The sequence below is a fragment of the Pseudoalteromonas marina genome (assembly GCF_000238335.3).
Taxonomy (GTDB): Bacteria; Pseudomonadota; Gammaproteobacteria; order Enterobacterales; family Alteromonadaceae; genus Pseudoalteromonas; species Pseudoalteromonas marina.
In genome coordinates, this window is the sequence record NZ_AHCB03000005.1 from 35558 (window position 1) to 54814 (window position 19257).

Here is a 19257-nt window from a genome sequence, read left to right on the forward strand (position 1 = left end):
TTATGGACACACTTTAGTTTACTCTGATGGTGCTAAATTAAGTGTGTAAATAAGTACGAGTTGAGATATTTAATGGCTAAAGATAGATACGCACCAAAACCACTCACCGATATTATGGCGGGCCTAAACAACCGTCTGTCGGCTTACGCTGGTAAAAGCCAAGCTCTTGATACTCAGCAAACTTTACTTAAAGGTTTTTTAGGCCCTAAATTAGGGGATAAGTGCCGCGTAAGTAATTATCGCGATGGCACTTTAATGATTGAAGCGGTATCGGCCCCGATAGCGCTTCGGCTTAATTATTTAAAAATGGATATGCTTTCGCACTTTAGAGCGGCAGGGATGGCCGAACTAGGGCAAATTAAAATCACAGCTAATCCACAGGCAACTCAGCGATTAAGTTCGGCCAACAAACCCGCATCAGCCGCCGTCACAAATTCACGTAAAATGAGTGAGCAAACAGCCGATTATTTAAATGCGATTGCCGACTCAGCACCACCTTCATTAAAAGAGAAGTTACAACGTTTGGCCTTACACGGTAAAAATAAGGGTTAATTGCCGGCTACTTTATTAAGTTATTGATAGGGCAATTTAGAACGTTTATCTCATTCAAAATACTTTGTTACATAATCTATTTCAATGTTCTCAAAATCAGGTTTATTATAGCGTTATTGCACTCAATAATTAGTGTAAGTTGATGCCCATTCCATTAAGTAAAAGCTGACTGCTATCTTGTGAAAGAGCTTAATGGAGTTGGTATGAGCAATTTATAAAATTGACTAACAAATGGATTAATTATGAATAAAGTAACAATGGCCGCTGCAAGTATTGCACTTGCGCTTGGCTTAGTAGGTTGTGGCGAAAAACAACAAGAAACCCAAGTAGCCGACACTCAAGCAGCAACAGCACCGGCAGAAAAACCGTTAGAGCTAGGTATTGAATTGGCTAATATGGACAGCTCAGTTCGCCCGCAGGATGACTTTTACTACCATGTAAATGGCACTTGGTTAGCAACAACCGAAATTCCAGGTGACAAGTCTAACTATGGTTCTTTTTCGCAATTATATGATGAGTCGCAAAAAGCGATGAAAACGGCGCTTGAAAACGCAGCGGCCAATAAGTCGGCTGAAAAAGGCAGCGACGAGTACAAAATTGGCGCGTTTTATAAAAGCTATATGAATAAAAACGCCCGTAATGAGCTTGGTGTTACACCGCTGCAACCGTCGCTAGATAGTATTGATAGTGTAAAATCTAAGTCTGATTTAATTAGCCTTATGGCGTCTATTCAACAGCAAGGCGGCACTTTACCGTTTGGTTGGTTTATCAATAACGATGCTAAAAATTCAAGCGAATATGCTTTGTATTTATCTCAATCTGGTTTGGGTTTACCTGATCGCGATTACTACTTAAAAGACGATGAGAAATTTACTAAAATTCGCGCCTCTTACGAGCAATACATAACTGATGTATTAGCTAAAGCGGGTGTCAAAGAGGCCGCACAAGCAGCAGCAAGCGTACTTGCCTTTGAAAAAACCATTGCTGATGCGCAGTGGAGCCGTGTACAAAGCCGTGATGCAACTAAGTCATACAATAAAATGACCCTAGCAGAGGCAGATAAGCTTGCTGGAGAGCTTGATTTATCGACATTTTTTAAAGAGGCAGGTGTAAACACCGCTGATATTATTGTGCGCCAACCAAGCTTTTTAGAAGCGCTGGGTGGTATTTATCAAAACACCGACTTAGCAACCTGGAAAAACTACCTTAAGTTTCATTTTGTGAGTGGCTATGCGCAGCTATTAAATGATGATTTGGTTGACCTTAAATTTAACTTTTACAGTACGACATTACGTGGTGTAGAAGAGCAAGCACCACTTTGGAAAAAAGCCGTAGATGCGTCTAACAGTGTGTTAGGTGAAATTTTAGGTAAAGTGTACGTTAAAGACAATTTTCCGCCTGAAGCTAAAGCACGTATGGAAGAGCTAGTTGATAACGTAATTAAAGGTTACAGCGTTGCAATTGAAGGTCTTGATTGGATGGGACCTGAAACAAAAATTGCAGCACAGGAAAAACTAGACAAATTTATTCCTAAAATTGGCTACCCAGATAAGTGGAAGGATTACTCTGAGCTTGAAATTAATTCAGACGAGCTAGTAGGTAACTACATTCGTTACAGCCAATGGGCGTATAAAGACATGATTGCCAAATTAGGCAAACCTGTTGACCGTTCAGAATGGTACATGACACCGCAAACAGTGAATGCCTACTACAACCCGGTAAACAACGAAATTGTATTCCCTGCTGCTATTTTACAACCGCCATTCTTTAACTTAGAAGCGGATGATGCGGTAAACTATGGTGCTATTGGTGCGGTAATTGGACACGAACTTGGTCACGGTTTTGACGACCAAGGTTCTAAATACGACGGCGATGGTAATTTACGTAACTGGTGGACTGAAAGCGACCTTAAACAGTTTGAGGAGCGTTCAGGTGCGTTAGTTGAGCAATTTAACAAGTACAAACCGTTTGACGATGCGAATGTAAATGGTGAGCTTACGCTTGGCGAAAATATTGGTGACCTAGGTGGGTTAACAGTCGCATATAAGGCATATCAGCTATCATTAGGTGATAATAAAGCACCAGTTATTGATGGTTACACAGGCGATCAACGCTTCTTTATGGGGTGGTCGCAAATTTGGCGTCGTAACTACCGCGATGAAGAATTACGTAACCGTTTAATGACCGATTCGCATTCACCAAGCCATTATCGTGTCATTGGTATTTTGTCTAATATGCCAGAGTTTTACGAAGCGTTTGATGTAAAAGAAGGCGACAAAATGTATATCAAACCAGAAGATCGCGTAAAAATTTGGTAATCAGATAATGTTATACCAATTCGCAATAATACTTGATTATTTTTAGGGGCTAAAAGTGTCGTTATCTGCGTTAAAAAATTCTCATTTAGAATAACTAAATAACGAATTTTTTGCCTAGCTATCAACACGTTTATCTATCCTCAAAATAGATCACTTAATTAAGCAGATTGGTATTAGTTAACTAAAAACCAGTGAATAAAAAAGCCAGTAAGTTTAACTTACTGGCTTTTTTGATACGAAATTTTAAACGCTTACTTTATTGTTTCATTAGGGTTTTGTACATCCATGCTTCGTTAACTAAAATGTTTTTATATAAAGCGAGTTGGTTTTGAGTGCGTACTAAATTGTGTTCAGGGTGTGCGGTTTTAAAGTACACGTCGTTATTTAAGTAATCTGTTAAAAAGCGCACACTGAGCATCAGGGGCATTATTTTAGCGCCTAAAAGTAAACTGAGCTGTTCTTGTTTACTCAATATTGGTTTGAGTGGTGCTAAGTAACCTTTAACGAGTGCTTCAAAAACCTCTTTTCTAATAACAACCTTATCAAGACTTGTCGAATCCTCTGCTTCTGCACAGCAAAATGTACGTACCATATCGCCAAAATCGTGTAATAAAAAACCAGGCATGCAGGTGTCTAAATCAATAACAGCTTTCGCTTTATGAGTTTTACTGCAGTAGAGCATATTATTGATTTTAGTGTCGTTGTGGCAAACTCGAATAGGTAAATGCTGAGTTATAGCTTTAAGTTCATCAACTAAGTGTTGTTGCGATAAGCAAAACTCAATGTCTTTTTTACTGCGGTTAAGCCTGCTTTCATCACTATGCGTCATTGCTGTTTTTAGCTGCTCAAAGCGCATAGCCAAATTATGAAAATCATCAATCACAGTATGCAGTGTGGCTGTGTCAAAATCGTGTAAGGCACTTGCAAAAGTACCAAAGGCCAAAGCGGCTTGATGCGCTTGCTCTGGGTTTTTAACAACATCCTCGCTGTAACTGTGCTCAATATAGTTAAGTACGCGATATGGCTCTTCATTAAGCATGGTTAAATACGCGTTGTTGCCTGTGCTAATGTGTTTAACAATATCGAGCGGATAGTTGTTTTGCTTCTGCTTAGTATTTAGGTGTTGCTCTATAAGTTGTGCGTTACTGACAATTTGAGCTGGGTACTTAAATACATGAGTGTTAAGTTTTTGCACAATAAATCGCTGTTCAAAATGTGTTAGTAGCCATGTGCTATTGATATGACCGCTACTGATGGTACTCAACTGAGTTGTTTCAGGGTTGAGTTTTAGCAGTTTACTCAACGTATTTTGTACAGTGTTATTCATTGTAACTCACTTAATCAAGCGTATCGAGATTGCAGTTTTTCAATTATTTCAGCATTAGCGGCAGGGAAGTCATAGTGAGTTAACTCACTAATATTTACCCATTCACTAGGTTGCCCTTCAGCGCCATGCGCTTCACCGCTAAAGTTACTGACAACGTGAATATCGAGTTTTACGCATTTGTCGCCATAATCATGTTCGATCACCATGAGCTGGCTAGAGCTGTGAATAGTAATACCTACTTCTTCAGTCAACTCACGTTTAAGCGCTGCAAATACACTTTCATTCGCTTCAACTTTACCACCAGGAAACTCCCATAAGCCACCTTGATGTTGGTCATCGGCACGTTTGCAGATAAATATTGCATTATTTTTTTTAATTACACCAACGGCTACATTTACTATTTTTATTGTCATATTTTTATCCCATAAAAAAAGCGACGCAAGCGCCGCTTTTTAATTACTTACAATGCGTGGTTATTTTAATTTACCACAACATTGCTTGAATTTTTGACCTGAACCACAAGGACACGGATCGTTACGACCAACTTTTGGCTCTGTTCTGGCCATTACCGTAGCACTTGGAGGTGCTTCGCCGCCTACGTGCTCAGCTTCTTCATGTTGGTACTCGCGAGGGGCATTTTCACTCTTACGGTGTTGCTCTTCTACTTTTTCAACATCTTCTTCTGCACGTACTTGTACTTTACTTAAAATGCTAACTACATCAACTTTTAAGTTTTCAAGCATTTCAGAGAACAGTTCAAACGACTCGCGTTTGTACTCTTGCTTTGGATTCTTTTGCGCGTAGCCACGTAAGTGAATACCTTGGCGTAAATGATCCATCGCCGCAAGATGATCTTTCCAATGTTGGTCAAGACTTTGAAGCATAATTGCTTTTTCGAATTGACGTAGAACTGAATCACCAACTTGTTGCTCTTTTTGCTTGTAAGCTTGATCAACAGCTTCTTCAATACGCTCACGAAGTTTTTCTTCGTATAGTTTATTGTCGTCTGCTAACCATTGAGTAATTGGTAGCTCAATTAAGAAGTCTTGTTTTAAGCGCTCTTCAAGACCTGGTACATCCCACATTTCAGCAAGGCTTTGTGGAGCAATGTATTGATCTATTGTATTGCTTAGTACGTCACCACGAATTGCTGTGATAGTTTCTGAAATATCACCTTCTTCAAGTAATTCATTACGCTGAGAGTAAACAACACGACGTTGATCGTTTGCTACGTCATCGTATTCAAGTAGCTGTTTACGAACATCAAAGTTACGTGCTTCTACTTTACGCTGTGCATTTTCAATTGCGCGGTTAACCCATGGGTGTTCAATTGCTTCACCGCGTTGCATACCTAGTTTACGCATCATGTTAGTCATGCGCTCGCCGGCAAATATACGCATAAGCGCATCGTCCATCGAAAGGTAAAAACGGCTAGAACCAGCATCACCTTGACGGCCAGAACGACCACGTAATTGGTTATCTATACGGCGCGATTCATGGCGCTCAGTACCAATAATGTGCAAACCGCCAGCATCAATGACTGCATCGTGGCGAAGTTTCCATGCAGCTTTAATTTCTGCAATTTGTTCATCAGTTGGATTTTCTAGTTTTTCAACTTCGCTATTCCAGTTACCACCTAGCACAATATCGGTACCACGACCGGCCATGTTAGTTGCAATGGTAACAGTACCAGGTAAACCTGCATCTGAGACGATATCAGCTTCTTGCGCGTGGAATTTAGCATTAAGTACATTGTGCTTAATTTTTTCTTTGCGTAAAAACTGTGATAAGTACTCAGAGCTTTCAATCGAGATTGTACCTACTAGTACAGGCTGTCCGCGTTCTTGACAGTCTTTAATATCAACTAAAATAGCTTCGTATTTTTCTTCTTGCGTTAGGTAAACTAAATCAGCGCGATCATCACGGATCATTGGCTTATTCGTTGGCATAACAACGGTATCTAGGCCATAAATTGACTGAAACTCAAATGCTTCTGTGTCGGCAGTACCTGTCATACCCGCTAATGTTTCGTACAAACGGAAGTAGTTTTGGAACGTAATAGATGCCAAAGTTTGGTTTTCGTTTTGAATTTTAACACCTTCTTTAGCTTCTACAGCTTGGTGTAAACCTTCAGACCAACGACGACCTTCCATTGAGCGACCAGTATGCTCGTCAATGATGATAACTTCGTTTTCTTTAACAACGTAATCAACATCTTTTTGATATAATTTGTGCGCGCGAAGTGCAGCATATACATGGCTTAACAAGGTAATACTTGCGGCAGAGTATAGCGAATCGCCTTCTTCAATTAAGCCACGCTCGCTAAGTAATTCTTCTACTTTAACTTGGCCACGCTCAGTTAAATGAACTTGCTTAGACTTTTCATCGATAGTGTAATCGCCGTCGCCTTCAACACCTTCCTCGTCTTCTTTTTCTTGTAGTTCAAGTAAAGGAACGATGGTATTTATTTCAGTGTATAGCTGTGAGCTGTCCTCGGCTGGGCCTGAGATGATAAGCGGTGTACGCGCTTCATCAATTAGGATTGAATCAACTTCATCGACTACAGCGTAAAATAATGGACGCTGAACGCGCTCATCAATACTAAATGCCATGTTGTCACGAAGGTAATCAAAACCAAACTCGTTGTTTGTACCGTAGGTAATGTCAGCAGCATACGCTTGCTTTTTTTGTTGTGGCATCATGCCAGGAACATTGCAGCCAACCGTTAGGCCTAAAAATTCAAATAACGGACGGTTAGTTTCAGCATCGCGTTTTGCAAGATAGTCATTCACGGTAATAACGTGAACCCCTTTACCTGTTAAGCCATTTAAGTAAGCAGGTAAGGTTGCAGTAAGTGTTTTACCTTCACCGGTACGCATTTCTGCAATACGGCCTTCGTGTAAAACCATGCCGCCTAGTAACTGTACGTCAAAGTGGCGCATGCCATTAACGCGCTTAGATGCTTCACGAACTACTGCAAATGCTTCAGGTAGAATATCGTCAAGGCTTTGTCCGTTATCGTAACGTTCTCTGAATTCTGCTGTTTTAGCGCGTAAATCTTCATCAGAAAGGGCTTCTAACTGCGTTTCTAGCGCATTGATTAGCGCGACCGTCTTTCTAAAGTTTTTAATAGTGCGGTCGTTGCGACTACCAAAAATCTTGGTAAATAAATTAGATATCATGATAAAACCGTTACAATCAATTCGTTGTTAGCCGCGTATCGGCTAACCCATTTTTAACAATTGGTAATTAATATGTGCTTTTAAGTAACACTTAGTACATATTAATTAGCAATTTTGTATTAAACCATTCAAAAAGCACTGTTTATTACGTGCGCTACTATACCAGACTCTGCCAAACAACAAACTATCTCAGCCAAAAGATCTGTATATAAAATAGAAAAATTTGATCTGCATTCTAAAAAAGCCGTGGTATTAACTCATTACTATAAAAATAGTAATGAACTGTGAATATATGGTGCTTAAAAAATTAAAAACAAGGGGGGCGTTACATTTGTGAACTTTAGAAAATTATGCTCAGATAACAGCATTAAACAATGGTGCGCTTAACGCGAAGGTGTGTGTCAACATGCAAAATAAGGTGAATAGATTAGTTGTATTGGGTGCTGGCTGGTTAGGTCATGCGCTATGTGTTAATGCACAACAGGCAGGTTGGAAGGTGCAGGGTACTCGTCGGTCAAATACACGAGAATTTGATTTTGAACGCCAGTTTAAATTAGAAGGTAATCAGCTAATACATCAGGTTGATTTAGACAATGCGTTTTGGGTCTGTGCTATTCCACCACGAAGTCGTCATAGCGAGAGTAATTACCCAGAAACACTTACTGCAGCCTTGGCGTTGTCTAAAAAGTTAAATGCAAAAGGGTTTTTATTATGTTCATCCACAGGGGTTTACGACCAAGAACCCGGTGTATACAGTGAAAGTAGCGATATTGCTTGCACCAATCCAAGGCAAACAAAATTATATCAGGCCGAAGAGCAAGTCCTTGAGCAAAACGGTAAGGTACTGCGTTTAGCAGGATTACTTGGCCCAAACAGAGAACCGGGTAAGTTTGTTGCGGGTAAAGAGCTTAATACCTCAAGTCAGCAAGTGGTGAATATGGTGCATCAGCAAGATGTAATAAATGCTATTTTTGCGGTAATAGCGCATTGGCAAGTAGGGCAAAATATTTACAATATCGTTAACCCTGAGCACCCAACAAAATCCGATTACTATGCATTAAAGTGTAAGCAGCATGGTGGCGAAATGCCAAAATTTACGAGCGATGAAAAAGCTGAGCGCAAGGTTATTGGCTCAGCGATAGAGGCGTTAGACTTTACTTACCAGTACGGTATTTAACACTTATTTTAATAAGAAGGGAGTGGGTTGTGGTCAATAAAGTCGCACAATTTACCTTCGCTCAATAGGGCGTTAGTTTGTTCTATATCGGGTGCAAAATAGCGATCTTTATCGTAGTAGGTCACATATTCGCGTAGTAAATTTTTTGCCTTTAATACTTTTTCACACGGGCTTAGCGGTTTTCTAAATTCTAAGCCCTGTACTGATGCAAGCCACTCTATAGCCAAAACACCTTGTGTATTATTTGCCATGTCTTGTAAACGCCTCGCGGCAAACGTAGCCATTGAAACGTGATCTTCTTGGTTGGCAGATGTCGGTAAGCTATCTACAGACGCGGGATGCGCAAGCGATTTATTTTCAGATGCTAATGCTGCTGCTGTCACTTGAGCAATCATAAAGCCAGAGTTTACGCCACCGTTTTCAACTAAAAAGGGCGGTAATTTTGATAAGTTAGAATCAATAAGTAGGGCAATTCTGCGCTCTGCTAAGGCACCAATTTCAGCAATTGCAACTGCGAGGTTGTCGGCGGCCATAGCGACAGGTTCAGCGTGAAAGTTTCCGCCAGAAATAATATCGCCCACATCGGCAAATACGAGTGGATTGTCGGTTACACCATTTGATTCGCACAGCAATACGTCAGCTGCTTGGCGTATTTGTGTTAAACACGCACCCAATACTTGAGGTTGGCAACGTAAACAATAAGGGTCTTGTACTTTTTCACAGTTTACATGGGAGTCGCTAATTTGTGATTGAGTATCAAGCAAATCTCTAAACACTTGTGCGGTATCTATTTGACCACGTTGCCCACGAATTTCGTGAATACGTGAGTCAAAGGGAGCGCGGCTACCCATTGCTGCCTCAATACTTATAGAGCCTATTACACAGCTTTGTGCATATAAATCTTCTGCTCTAAATAACCCCTGTAATGCAAAAGCGGTAGACGCTTGTGTACCGTTAAGCAGCGCTAAACCCTCTTTTGCTGCAAGCGTAAGCGGTTCAAGCCCTGCTATTTTTAAACCTTCAGCCGCACTGATTATTTTACCCTGATGGCGCATTTGGCCTTCGCTTAGTAAGGGTAAGCACATATGTGCAAGTGGAGCTAAGTCACCTGAAGCGCCAACAGAGCCTTTTTTAGGAACGCATGGGTAAACTTCACTATTAAGCAGTTGTATAAAAAACTCGATGACTTGTAAGCGAATGCCTGAAAAGCCACGAGAAAGCGAGTTGATTTTTAGTGTAATCATCAATCTTACTGTGCTGTCGTCCATGTACTCGCCAATGCCAGCGGCATGAGAAAGCACAATTGAACGCTGAAGTAGCTCAAGCTCGTCATCAGCAATTTTGGTATTAGCAAGCAGGCCAAACCCGGTGTTAATTCCATACACTGTGCGTTGCTCATTAATGACATTTTGAACGGTTTGTGCGCTGGCAGCGATTTGAGATTCGGCATTTTTTTCAAGGTTTATTTGTACACTTGATGCATTAATCTTTCTTAGACTATTTAAATCAAGTGAGCCAGGTGTGAGAGTTAGTTCGACCATGATTATTCCTCGTTCAGCATTGGTAAGTCTAAGTTTTGCTCTTTGGCACAGTTTTTTGCGATGTCGTAACCGGCATCTGCATGGCGCATTACACCGGTAGCGGGGTCATTCCAAAGCACGCGACCAACACGTGCTTTCGCTTCGTCTGTACCATCGGCAACAATAACAACACCTGAGTGTTGGCTAAAGCCCATTCCTACACCACCGCCATGGTGAAGTGATACCCACGTAGCACCGCTTGCAGTGTTAAGCAACGCATTAAGCAATGGCCAATCAGAGACGGCATCTGAACCATCTTTCATGCTTTCTGTTTCACGATTAGGGCTTGCTACTGAGCCAGAATCAAGATGATCACGGCCAATAACAATAGGTGCTTTAAGCTCACCATTTTTTACCATTTCATTAAATGCCAGTGCTAGGCGTGCTCTGTCTTTTAAACCCACCCAGCATATACGAGCCGGTAGGCCTTGGAATTGAATGCGTTCGCGCGCCATATCAAGCCAATTGTGCAAATGCGCATCATCAGGGATTAGTTCTTTTACTTTAGCATCTGTTTTATAAATATCTTCTGGATCACCCGATAAAGCGACCCATCGAAACGGGCCAATACCTTGGCAAAATAATGGGCGGATATAAGCTGGAACAAAGCCAGGGAAATCAAATGCGTTTGTAACACCTTCTTCAAATGCCATTTGGCGGATATTATTACCGTAGTCAGTGGTTGCTGCGCCTGCTTTTTGTAGGGCTAACATGGCATTAACTTGTACAGCCATTGATTGTTTTGCTGCTTTTACAACCGCTTTTGGATTTTGTTCACGCATTTTTGCGGCGTGCTCCATAGTCCAACCTTGTGGTAAGTAACCATTAAGTGGGTCGTGTGCTGATGTTTGGTCAGTCACTATATCGGGTGTAATGCCACTGCTTACAAGTGTGCTAAATATATCTGCAGCGTTGCCCAGCAAGCCAACCGAAATTGCTTTGTCGTTAACGCATGCGTCAGTAATTAACTGCAGTGCATGTTCAAGATTTGTGGCTTTTACATCAACGTAGCCAGTTTTAATGCGAAAATCGATGCGGCTTTCGTCACACTCAACAACTAAGGCGCAAAAGCCCGCCATAGTTGCCGCCAGTGGCTGCGCGCCGCCCATGCCACCAAGGCCACCTGTTAACACCCATTTACCTTTAGCTTGACCATTAAAGTGTTGTTTAGCCATAGCTACAAATGTTTCGTATGTGCCTTGTACAATGCCCTGAGAGCCAATATAAATCCAAGATCCAGCCGTCATTTGGCCGTACATCATTAAACCTTTTTTATCTAGCTCGTTGAAGTGCTCCCAGTTAGCCCAGTGGGGTACCAAGTTTGAATTTGCAATTAAAACGCGAGGAGCATTGCTGTGTGTTTTAAATACGCCAACAGGTTTACCTGACTGAACAAGCAATGTTTCGTCATCATTTAATCGGTCTAAGGTTGCTATTATTTTATCAAAACTTGGCCAATCACGTGCCGCTCTACCAATACCACCATAAACAACTAATGCGTGAGGATGCTCTGCAACCTCAGGGTCTAAATTGTTCATGAGCATGCGTTTTGCCGCTTCAGTTTGCCAGCTTTTTGCGCTTATCATATCGCCATGCGGTGCACGTATTACGCGACTTGTGTCGAGTCGGTTAGTCATGTGTTGCTCCTGTTGTATATACAAGGTGATTTGTCACAAAAAAAGCGCATGATGCGCAATTTTGTTTATCTTATTTTTTAAACGTTAAGTGTCCGCCCAAGCGGTATTTGCTACCAGGCGATACAAGTCGTGCAAAACTTACAATACCGTTAACTGACCATGTTCTGCGAATAACTTGCAGGCAAGGCTCTTCGTTATATAGGTTTAACCATTGGCACATTTCGTTGTTGGGCATAATGGCTTCTACTGTGTGTCTAGCTTGGGTGAGAGGTGCAACACTTGAAAGATACTCATGAGGAGTCGTTGCACTAAAATCTTGTTGTAAATAGCCGCCAGCAAGCGCAGGGTTTACAAAGCGTTCTTCAAGCTGTATTGGGCTATCGTTTTCGTTATGAACCAGTACGCTTCGGTACACGACGCTATCTACTTCTACTCCTAGTGCGATAGCAATAGGGGCCACCGCGTTTATTGATTCAAGTATAAGCACGCTACAGGTGTAGTTGCCGTTACGTTCTTTAACTTCATCGGCAATATTTTTAATTTCAAGTAATGAAGACTGCGACTTAAACGAAGCAACAAATGTTCCAAGGCCTTGGCTACGCGTAAGTATTCCAGATTCTGTTAATTCGCTAAGTGCGCGGCGAGCAGTCATTCTGCTAACGCTAAATTGTGTGCTTAGCTCGTTTTCAGAGGGAACGCGTTGGTTTTCTTGCCACAAACCGCTGCGAATTTTATCAACAATAAATTGTTTTATTTGCGCAAATTTAGGTGTTGTCATTAACTGGGTAGCTGCATTAGGAGTAATTTATATTAAATAAGATGACACAATCCTCTTGTATATACAAGGTGTGTTGTTAGACTATATTTCAATCATGTCAGGGTATGTATGGACTGCAATATGCAAAACACTCAGCAAAATAATAACTTAGAAAATATCGATTTACTTTTAATCGATGCAAATATTGCCACAATGGATCCCACTAGAGATACACCTTATGGGATCATCAAAAATGCAGCGTTAGCCATTAAAAACGGAATAATTGTATGGTTAGGTGAGCAAGCATCGCTGCCGTCATTTGACGTTTTCGCAACGCCAACTTTGAGCATAAAAGGGCAATGGCTAACACCTGGTTTAATAGATTGCCATACACATTTGGTATTTGCTGGTTCTCGTGCGCAAGAATTTGAGCAGCGATTACAAGGCGTAAGCTATGAACAAATTGCAGCGCAAGGCGGAGGCATTGCAAGTACAGTAAAAGCAACCAGAGCTGCAGATAGAGAGCAACTATTTGTTGATGCCAAAGACAGGCTCAATACACTGTTAAAAGAAGGCGTAACAACAGTTGAAATTAAGTCGGGTTATGGGCTTGATACCGAAAACGAAATTAAATTATTAGAAGTGGCAAGACTATTGGGTGAGCATCACCCTATTGATATAAAAACAACATTTTTAGGCGCTCATGCATTACCCAAGGAATATAAAGGCCGTGCAGATGAATATATTGATTTGGTGTGCAACGAGATGCTTGAGCAAGTCGTTGCAGGTGGCCTTGCCGACGCCGTTGATGTGTTTTGCGAAAATGTAGGGTTTAGTTATGAGCAAACTAAGCGCGTATTTGCGGCGGCGGCTAAACATAATTTGCCAGTAAAATGCCATGCAGAGCAGTTATCTAATCAGCATGGTGCTGCGCTGGTGGCCGAATTTAATGGATTATCGGCAGATCATATAGAGTACCTTGATGAGCAAGGTGTAGAAGCCATGGCAAAGGCTGGCACTGTAGCTGTGCTGTTACCGGGGGCATTTTATTTTTTAAGAGAAACTAAACAGCCCCCCATAGAGCTACTTAATCAATATAAGGTGCCAATTGCGATTGCGAGCGACTTTAATCCAGGTACTTCACCGCTGTGTTCGGTGCAATTAATGATGAATATGGCATGTACACTCTTTAGATTAACACCAGAGCAAGCACTGGCAGGTGTTACCAGTAACGCAGCTAAGGCACTGGGTTTAAATGATAGAGGAGTGTTAAAAGTGGGAGCCAGAGCCGACATTGCACATTGGCAAATAAGCCACCCATCGCAATTAAGTTACCAATTCGGCGTAAATAAACTGTCAAATTTATGGATTTTGGGTAAACTTAATTAGTTTGTATTATTTTTGTTCATATTTAACATGTTGTTGTTAAAGTTTTTTTACGAATACGAGTGCCGTTAACTTGAATATATTAACCGACAGTAATTTTCCGATTTTTTTTAGTGGAGCGCTTTTAATGGCGATGATCACCACTTTATTTTCGGTTAAAAATACCAACATTAAATTTAGTTATTTATGCACAGGTGTTGTAGGTTTAGCTATTTTAAGTACCGGTGAAGCATGGTTATCTATTTTATTGGCCTTTGGTTTTTGTTTTCATTTATGGCAATCATTCGAACGTAATAACTGGAGTATGATTATTACCAGCTCTGCCGCTGGACTGTTATTTGTGGTGTTGTTTTCAGCACATTTGTTATTGGATGTGCCGTTATTTTGGGTTGTACTAGCTATATTACTGTGTGCTGTAGTTGGTTTGCTAAATGATGAAAGTGACGAGCCCAAGGTTAGCATGGCCCCAAAGCAGGTCGACGACGCCTTTGTAGAAGAGTCACCCCTTTCAGTATTTGCTAGCAAAAAAGAGTTACGCCAAGGTTACTACGTGTGGTGTGATGATACTCAAGTTGAAGCCGTGCTTATTATTATTCGACTTGAAGGCTTTGAGCAAGTTAATCAGCATATAGGACGTGGCTTTGGCGATATTTTATTAGCGCAATCAGCAAATAGAATACAAGAACAATTAGAAAGCGAAGAAGTGATTACTTTAGTTGGTAATGAAAAACTTGCTCATTTAGGTGGATTAAATTTTGCGTTTATTTGCAGCTTAGCTAATCATAAGCATTTACACGAACAGATTATTGACACCATACTCGGTGCAACACTTAAGCCTTTTAATGTCGCCAATTGTACGGTTGAAGTGAAAGCGCGAGCAAGCTACGTTGCCTGTAATGAGCAAGATACTAACTTTGACGATTTAATTTCTTATGCCTACTTAGCCCTTGATAGCCAGCCTACTCAAAAAGTGGTGCCTTATCACCAGCAAATGATGATTGAGCAATTAGAACAGCAAGCGCGCTTAAAAGAGCTTGCTAACATTGACTTCGCAAGCGAGCTTGAGTTGTATTTTCAACCGGTTATTTGTAATAAAAATGGTCAAATTGAATTTTTAGAATTGTTATTGCGTTGGCAGCATCCTAAACAAGGGATTTTATCTGCTAATCGTTTTATTGATGATATTAGAATTGCAGGGCTTGGTTACCCACTTGCTAAGTTTGTTATAGAACGGGCTGCAGAACTTGCTATGGCACTTAGAATAGAAGGCATAGCAATACCGCTAAGCATTAACGTATTTGGCCCAGAAATGCTTAATGAAGAGTTTGTTGAGTTTGTTGATAATGTAATAACAGAGCACAACTTACAAATGGGGGATTTAATTGTTGAGTGCCCATTACATATATTTACGGGGCTCGATGATAAAGGCAGAGCGATGATCGCAAGGCTGAACAATATTGGCTTAAAGCTTTGTGTTGATGGCTTAGGTGATAACCCTGTACTGCTTTCTAAGTTACCTAGCTTAGCAGTGGAATATATAAAAGTAGCGCCGTCATTAACGGCTGATTTTAGCAACCAAAATAATATCCGCAGTTTAGTTGGCGGTATGGTTGAAATGCATAATCAGCAAAAAACAAAAGTCATTTTTGAAGGGGTGGAAACCCTTGAGCAACTTAAATTTGTTAAAAGTTTAAATGCCTATGCTGCCCAAGGTTATTACTTTGGGCATCCGCTTAGTAGCATAGGCTTAATGAGCTGGTTAAAAGAGTGGCAACAAGCACAAGGTTAATTAGAGTGAGCGCAAAGGGCTTCTTTTTGCGCTACTTCACTGACGTTTCAAGGTTGTAATAAAGGAGAGTAATGCAGCTAAGGTTACATTATCTATTAATTTATAGCCCCACATCACGATCAAATTTATTTGAATGAGCACTCGCTTTCTTTTGCCAGTAAGTAGCTATTTACCAATGCACTGATCACTTGTCCTACATGTGTGGCACCTATTTCAGGTCCGTTTGGGTGTTGGCTTGGTGATGCCTCACATAAGTGTAAGTATTTAGCGTTTCGGTTACTTGCTGCTTTATATATAAAATGTTCAGTGTCGCTGACACTAAACCCACAGCATGTATAGGCACTTACAGGCATAAATGTAATACTGTCTAGATCTACTTCAATACCAAGGGGTAATGAATCAAAACCGTTAATAGCCTTATCAATAGACTGAGTAAGCGTTATGTCGCGTTTTACTTTGAGTGACTGGTAGCTATCAAACGTGAAGTTTGCCTGCGTCATGGCATCAATAATTGCTTGGTTATTTTTCTGCTCGTGTAGGCCAATAACATGGTAATTATTGAGTAGCTTCTCGTTATAAGCATATCGAAACCCATTACCACTGTGGCGTCCTTCGCATTCTCTAAAGTCAGCATGAGGGTCAAAGTTTATTGCATTAACTGGTGTATGCTGTGAACCACTAAATGCACGAATAATCCCTAAGCAGTTATTATGCCCGCCACCAATCACAATTGGTTCAAGACCCGCTTTAAATATTAGATTTAATACACTTTCTACGCGCTCATCTAACTGTTGGCATAGCAAACGTAATTGCTGAAGTTGTTCAGGGCTTTTGTTGTTTAATTGGTTACTTTGCGCCATTAGGTCATCAACGTGGACTTCGCCAAGTAACAACACTTTTTGAGTGGCAATAAATTGATTATGGGGTTGGTTTAAAAATTTAGATAAAAAAGCAGGCCAAGCTTCACTTGCCCCGCTATTGCCTAAATTGGCTTTAGGGCCAATGTCTTCACATATGCCTAAAAGCACATAGCGCATACCAAACTCAGCGGCATCAACAAGGGCTTGTTGAACATCTACGTGAGTGTCGAGTAAAGACATGGCTTGCCATGCTTTTTTTTCGTTTGCGCGGGTAGAGCATAAGGCTTTAACCGCGCTTTCATCATATACTTTTAACTGAGTGGTCACGTTATACTTCTACAACTTCCAACTCAAGTTCCTCAGCAGATAACACAATACCCGTGCTATCGGCATAGATGAAGTCGTCGTCGAAAAACGACACACCAGCAAAGTTAACACCAATGCCATTTTCGCCAGCGCCTTCGCTGTCGGCAGCCACAGGGATTGATGCTATGGCTTGAATACCTACATCAAGCTCTTCTAGCTCATCCACATGGCGGACAGCTCCGTACACAACAATGCCATTCCAATTGTTTTCAAAAGCTAGTTCAGCAAGTTCAATATCAATAAGTGCACGGCGAGTAGAGCCACCACCGTCAATTAATAGCACTTGTTCTGTACCGTCTTGAGATAGTATTTCGCGGATCAGTTCATTATTTTCAAAACATTTAACCGTTTTAATGCGGCCACCAAAACTGTGTCGACCACCAAAGTTGATGAACATTGGTTCTAGCACGTCAACCACGTCAGCAAAGTGGTCACATAAATCAGAAGTGCTGTAATCCATTATTTTATCCTCAAAAGGTACATTAATTTATAACTCAGTATACCTGCCTTATAACCAATAACAACGACTTAATCGTAGTAAATTTAAGCAAAACAAGGAGTAAATCAAGAATGGCAACAATAGTGTCTTAAAAGCGTCACTCAATTGTTATTTACAACACCTAAGCTAAATCAGTGTTCATATATTATGCGATGAGGAATAAGCAATGGGTAATAATAATATACTTAAAAAAGTAGCTCAGTTTGACGAGCGATTATTTTTAACTTTGTTTAATTGTAACTCACCTAAGTGGCTAAAAAAAATGGCGTTTGGATTATCTAAAAGTGGTGACGGCGGATTGTATTTAGTTATATGTGCAGGTGTGTGGTGGCTTAGTAAAAACGAGCTGCACCAGCTATTACCAATCGCAATAATGCTTGGCTTTATTATTGAGCGGCCAATTTACTTTTTAGCTAAAAAGTATTTTGCACGAATAAGACCATGCGATTGTTTAGTAACCAATGCCTATATAGTACCGAGTGACAAGTTTAGCTTACCGTCAGGTCACAGTGCTGCCGCTTTTTTAGTTGCTATTATTTTGTGTCACTTTTTCCCTCAGTATGTATGGCTATTTTTAGGCTGGGCTGGTGGTGTGGCAATATCGAGAGTGGTATTGGGGGTCCATTATCCTGCTGATATTATTATTGGTGCACTGATAGGTAGTTCATGTGGGTTATTTGCATTGGCACTAGTGGTGCCAGCATGAAAATATTATACGGTATTCAAGGTACTGGGAATGGCCATATAACACGGGCCCGTGTTATGGCTAGCTGCTTTAAAAAACTAAATATTGACGTTGATTATGTTTTTTCAGGACGTGCAAATAAAGATTACTTTGATATGCACGACTTTGCGAACTATAAAAGCTTTAGAGGGCTGTCGTTTAATACTAAAAACGGGCAAGTAAAAAGCCTTCAAACCGTTAAAAATGCGCGTATTTGTAAGTTAGTGAAAGACATTAAATCGTTCGATGTAAAGCAGTATGACTTTGTGCTTAATGACTTCGAGCCAATTACTGCATGGGCAGCTAAACGAGCAGGTGTTCCTGTGGTTGGTATCAGTCACCAGGCGGCGTTTTTATCTAACAGTGTTCCTATGTTTAGCCGAGGTATTTTACGTAAGTCGTTAATAAAATATTATGCACCTGCTGATACGTATTTGGGGGTTCATTGGCAGCCATTTGCTGAAAACATTATTCCACCATTTATTGCACATCATGAACATAGTAATCCTGTTGCGATTATTAACAAAGTGTTGGTGTACTTACCCTTTGAAAACCTTGCTAGCATTATTGACTACCTAAAGGACTTTCCCGAAAAAGAGTTTTATTGTTATCACCCCGATGCGCAAAATAGATCGCTGGGTAATATACATTTACGTTCGCCTTCAAGATCTGACTTTTTAAATGATTTAGCCAATACAAGCGGCGTGATTGGTAATGCCGGGTTTGAACTTGCCAGTGAGGCATTAAAGTTGGGTAAAAAATTATTACTAAAGCCGTTAGATGGCCAGTTTGAACAAAGTGAAAATGCACAAACATTACTCACTATGGGAATGGCTCATGTAATGAATTACTTAAATCCACAGGCATTAGATGACTGGAATAATGCACCTCAAAACAGGCAAATTAATTACCCTAGCGACCCTGAACCACTTGTAGATTGGTTATTACAAAAACAGTGGCATAAAACTCAATTACTACACAGAGGTTTATGGGGCAGTGTTAATTTGTAATGCCATATATTCTTCAGGTATGACCAGTTTGCAAAAAGCTAAAAAAAATAAAAGCAGATTAGTACATTAGTCTATAATAAGGTTGCATATTAA

The 19257-nt window shown here is 40.6% G+C and carries 15 protein-coding genes; 7 read left to right on the plus strand and 8 right to left on the minus strand.

The annotated features are described in order from the left end of the window. Positions 1–72 precede the first annotated feature (72 nt). A complete protein-coding gene (locus tag PMAN_RS00245; RefSeq protein WP_010557986.1) occupies positions 73–552 on the plus strand; it encodes a DUF721 domain-containing protein in 480 nt (159 codons plus the stop codon). Positions 553–794: 242 nt separating this feature from the next. Continuing rightward, positions 795–2870, plus strand: coding sequence for a M13 family metallopeptidase (locus tag PMAN_RS00250; protein WP_008133226.1), 2076 nt, complete (start codon positions 795–797; stop codon positions 2868–2870). Positions 2871–3126: 256 nt separating this feature from the next. Here the strand turns inward: PMAN_RS00250 and PMAN_RS00255 are convergent, their stop codons facing one another. From PMAN_RS00255 to secA, 3 genes are read right to left on the minus strand one after another with little or no spacing between them, the layout of a single operon-like run. Continuing rightward, positions 3127–4197 (minus strand): phosphotransferase enzyme family protein, encoded by a 1071-nt coding sequence (locus tag PMAN_RS00255; protein ID WP_010557985.1) that lies wholly within the window; start codon positions 4195–4197, stop codon positions 3127–3129. A 14-nt stretch (positions 4198–4211) separates the two neighbouring features. Further along, complete coding sequence (gene mutT / locus PMAN_RS00260; RefSeq protein WP_010557984.1) at positions 4212–4610, minus strand: 8-oxo-dGTP diphosphatase MutT; 399 nt, start codon at positions 4608–4610, stop codon at positions 4212–4214. A gap of 60 nt (positions 4611–4670) precedes the next feature. Continuing rightward, complete coding sequence (secA, locus tag PMAN_RS00265) at positions 4671–7379, minus strand: preprotein translocase subunit SecA (protein ID WP_006793075.1); 2709 nt, start codon at positions 7377–7379, stop codon at positions 4671–4673. 406 nt (positions 7380–7785) lie between these two features. Between secA and PMAN_RS00270 the strand changes: the two genes are divergently transcribed. Then, on the plus strand, positions 7786–8556 hold the full coding sequence (locus tag PMAN_RS00270; protein ID WP_010557983.1) for a Rossmann-fold NAD(P)-binding domain-containing protein: 771 nt from the start codon (positions 7786–7788) through the stop codon (positions 8554–8556). 8 nt (positions 8557–8564) lie between these two features. Here the strand turns inward: PMAN_RS00270 and hutH are convergent, their stop codons facing one another. The 3 genes from hutH to hutC all read right to left on the minus strand — a co-directional run bounded on the left by hutH (position 8565) and on the right by hutC (position 12551). Continuing rightward, on the minus strand, positions 8565–10097 hold the full coding sequence (gene hutH / locus PMAN_RS00275; RefSeq protein WP_010557982.1) for a histidine ammonia-lyase: 1533 nt from the start codon (positions 10095–10097) through the stop codon (positions 8565–8567). A 2-nt stretch (positions 10098–10099) separates the two neighbouring features. Next, positions 10100–11773 carry a urocanate hydratase gene (gene hutU, locus PMAN_RS00280; RefSeq protein WP_006793078.1) on the minus strand — a complete coding sequence of 558 codons (1674 nt, stop codon included), beginning with the start codon at positions 11771–11773 and terminating at the stop codon, positions 10100–10102. Positions 11774–11843: 70 nt separating this feature from the next. Beyond that, the gene (gene hutC / locus PMAN_RS00285; RefSeq protein WP_010557981.1) at positions 11844–12551 is read right to left on the minus strand and encodes a histidine utilization repressor; all 708 of its coding nucleotides are present in this window, start codon (positions 12549–12551) and stop codon (positions 11844–11846) included. Between the two features lie 120 nt (positions 12552–12671). Between hutC and hutI the strand changes: the two genes are divergently transcribed. Together hutI and PMAN_RS00295 are read left to right on the plus strand one after the other, a co-directional pair. Then, positions 12672–13919, plus strand: coding sequence for an imidazolonepropionase (hutI, locus tag PMAN_RS00290; protein WP_010557980.1), 1248 nt, complete (start codon positions 12672–12674; stop codon positions 13917–13919). 124 nt (positions 13920–14043) lie between these two features. Beyond that, entirely contained in the window at positions 14044–15705 is a 1662-nt protein-coding gene (locus PMAN_RS00295) for an EAL domain-containing protein (RefSeq protein ID WP_010557979.1), read from the plus strand. Positions 15706–15830: 125 nt separating this feature from the next. On the opposite strand, the gene PMAN_RS00300 is transcribed toward PMAN_RS00295, so the two are convergent. Both PMAN_RS00300 and rraA read right to left on the minus strand, forming a co-directional pair. Further along, positions 15831–16892 carry a formimidoylglutamase gene (locus PMAN_RS00300; protein ID WP_010557978.1) on the minus strand — a complete coding sequence of 354 codons (1062 nt, stop codon included), beginning with the start codon at positions 16890–16892 and terminating at the stop codon, positions 15831–15833. A gap of 1 nt (position 16893) precedes the next feature. After that, a complete protein-coding gene (gene rraA / locus PMAN_RS00305; protein WP_006793083.1) occupies positions 16894–17391 on the minus strand; it encodes a ribonuclease E activity regulator RraA in 498 nt (165 codons plus the stop codon). Between the two features lie 205 nt (positions 17392–17596). Here rraA and PMAN_RS00310 point away from each other — a divergent pair, with 205 nt between their 5' ends. After that, positions 17597–18136 (plus strand): phosphatase PAP2 family protein, encoded by a 540-nt coding sequence (locus PMAN_RS00310; protein ID WP_006793084.1) that lies wholly within the window; start codon positions 17597–17599, stop codon positions 18134–18136. Then, on the plus strand, positions 18133–19164 hold the full coding sequence (locus tag PMAN_RS00315; RefSeq protein WP_006793085.1) for an MJ1255/VC2487 family glycosyltransferase: 1032 nt from the start codon (positions 18133–18135) through the stop codon (positions 19162–19164). The genes PMAN_RS00310 and PMAN_RS00315 overlap by 4 nt, the downstream gene beginning before the upstream one ends. Positions 19165–19257 lie beyond the last annotated feature (93 nt).

What these genes read in the sequence shown, in the direction of transcription:
- hutU (WP_006793078.1), bottom strand. Translation starts at nt 11,773, where the DNA reads ATGACTAACCGACTCGACACAAGTCGCGTAATACGTGCACCGCATGGC.
- PMAN_RS00310 (WP_006793084.1), top strand. Translation starts at nt 17,597, where the DNA reads ATGGGTAATAATAATATACTTAAAAAAGTAGCTCAGTTTGACGAGCGA.
- rraA (WP_006793083.1), bottom strand. Translation starts at nt 17,391, where the DNA reads ATGGATTACAGCACTTCTGATTTATGTGACCACTTTGCTGACGTGGTT.
- PMAN_RS00255 (WP_010557985.1), bottom strand. Translation starts at nt 4,197, where the DNA reads ATGAATAACACTGTACAAAATACGTTGAGTAAACTGCTAAAACTCAAC.
- hutI (WP_010557980.1), top strand. Translation starts at nt 12,672, where the DNA reads ATGCAAAACACTCAGCAAAATAATAACTTAGAAAATATCGATTTACTT.
- PMAN_RS00315 (WP_006793085.1), top strand. Translation starts at nt 18,133, where the DNA reads ATGAAAATATTATACGGTATTCAAGGTACTGGGAATGGCCATATAACA.
- PMAN_RS00295 (WP_010557979.1), top strand. Translation starts at nt 14,044, where the DNA reads ATGGCGATGATCACCACTTTATTTTCGGTTAAAAATACCAACATTAAA.
- secA (WP_006793075.1), bottom strand. Translation starts at nt 7,379, where the DNA reads ATGATATCTAATTTATTTACCAAGATTTTTGGTAGTCGCAACGACCGC.
- mutT (WP_010557984.1), bottom strand. Translation starts at nt 4,610, where the DNA reads ATGACAATAAAAATAGTAAATGTAGCCGTTGGTGTAATTAAAAAAAAT.
- PMAN_RS00245 (WP_010557986.1), top strand. Translation starts at nt 73, where the DNA reads ATGGCTAAAGATAGATACGCACCAAAACCACTCACCGATATTATGGCG.
- PMAN_RS00270 (WP_010557983.1), top strand. Translation starts at nt 7,786, where the DNA reads ATGCAAAATAAGGTGAATAGATTAGTTGTATTGGGTGCTGGCTGGTTA.
- hutH (WP_010557982.1), bottom strand. Translation starts at nt 10,097, where the DNA reads ATGGTCGAACTAACTCTCACACCTGGCTCACTTGATTTAAATAGTCTA.
- hutC (WP_010557981.1), bottom strand. Translation starts at nt 12,551, where the DNA reads ATGACAACACCTAAATTTGCGCAAATAAAACAATTTATTGTTGATAAA.
- PMAN_RS00250 (WP_008133226.1), top strand. Translation starts at nt 795, where the DNA reads ATGAATAAAGTAACAATGGCCGCTGCAAGTATTGCACTTGCGCTTGGC.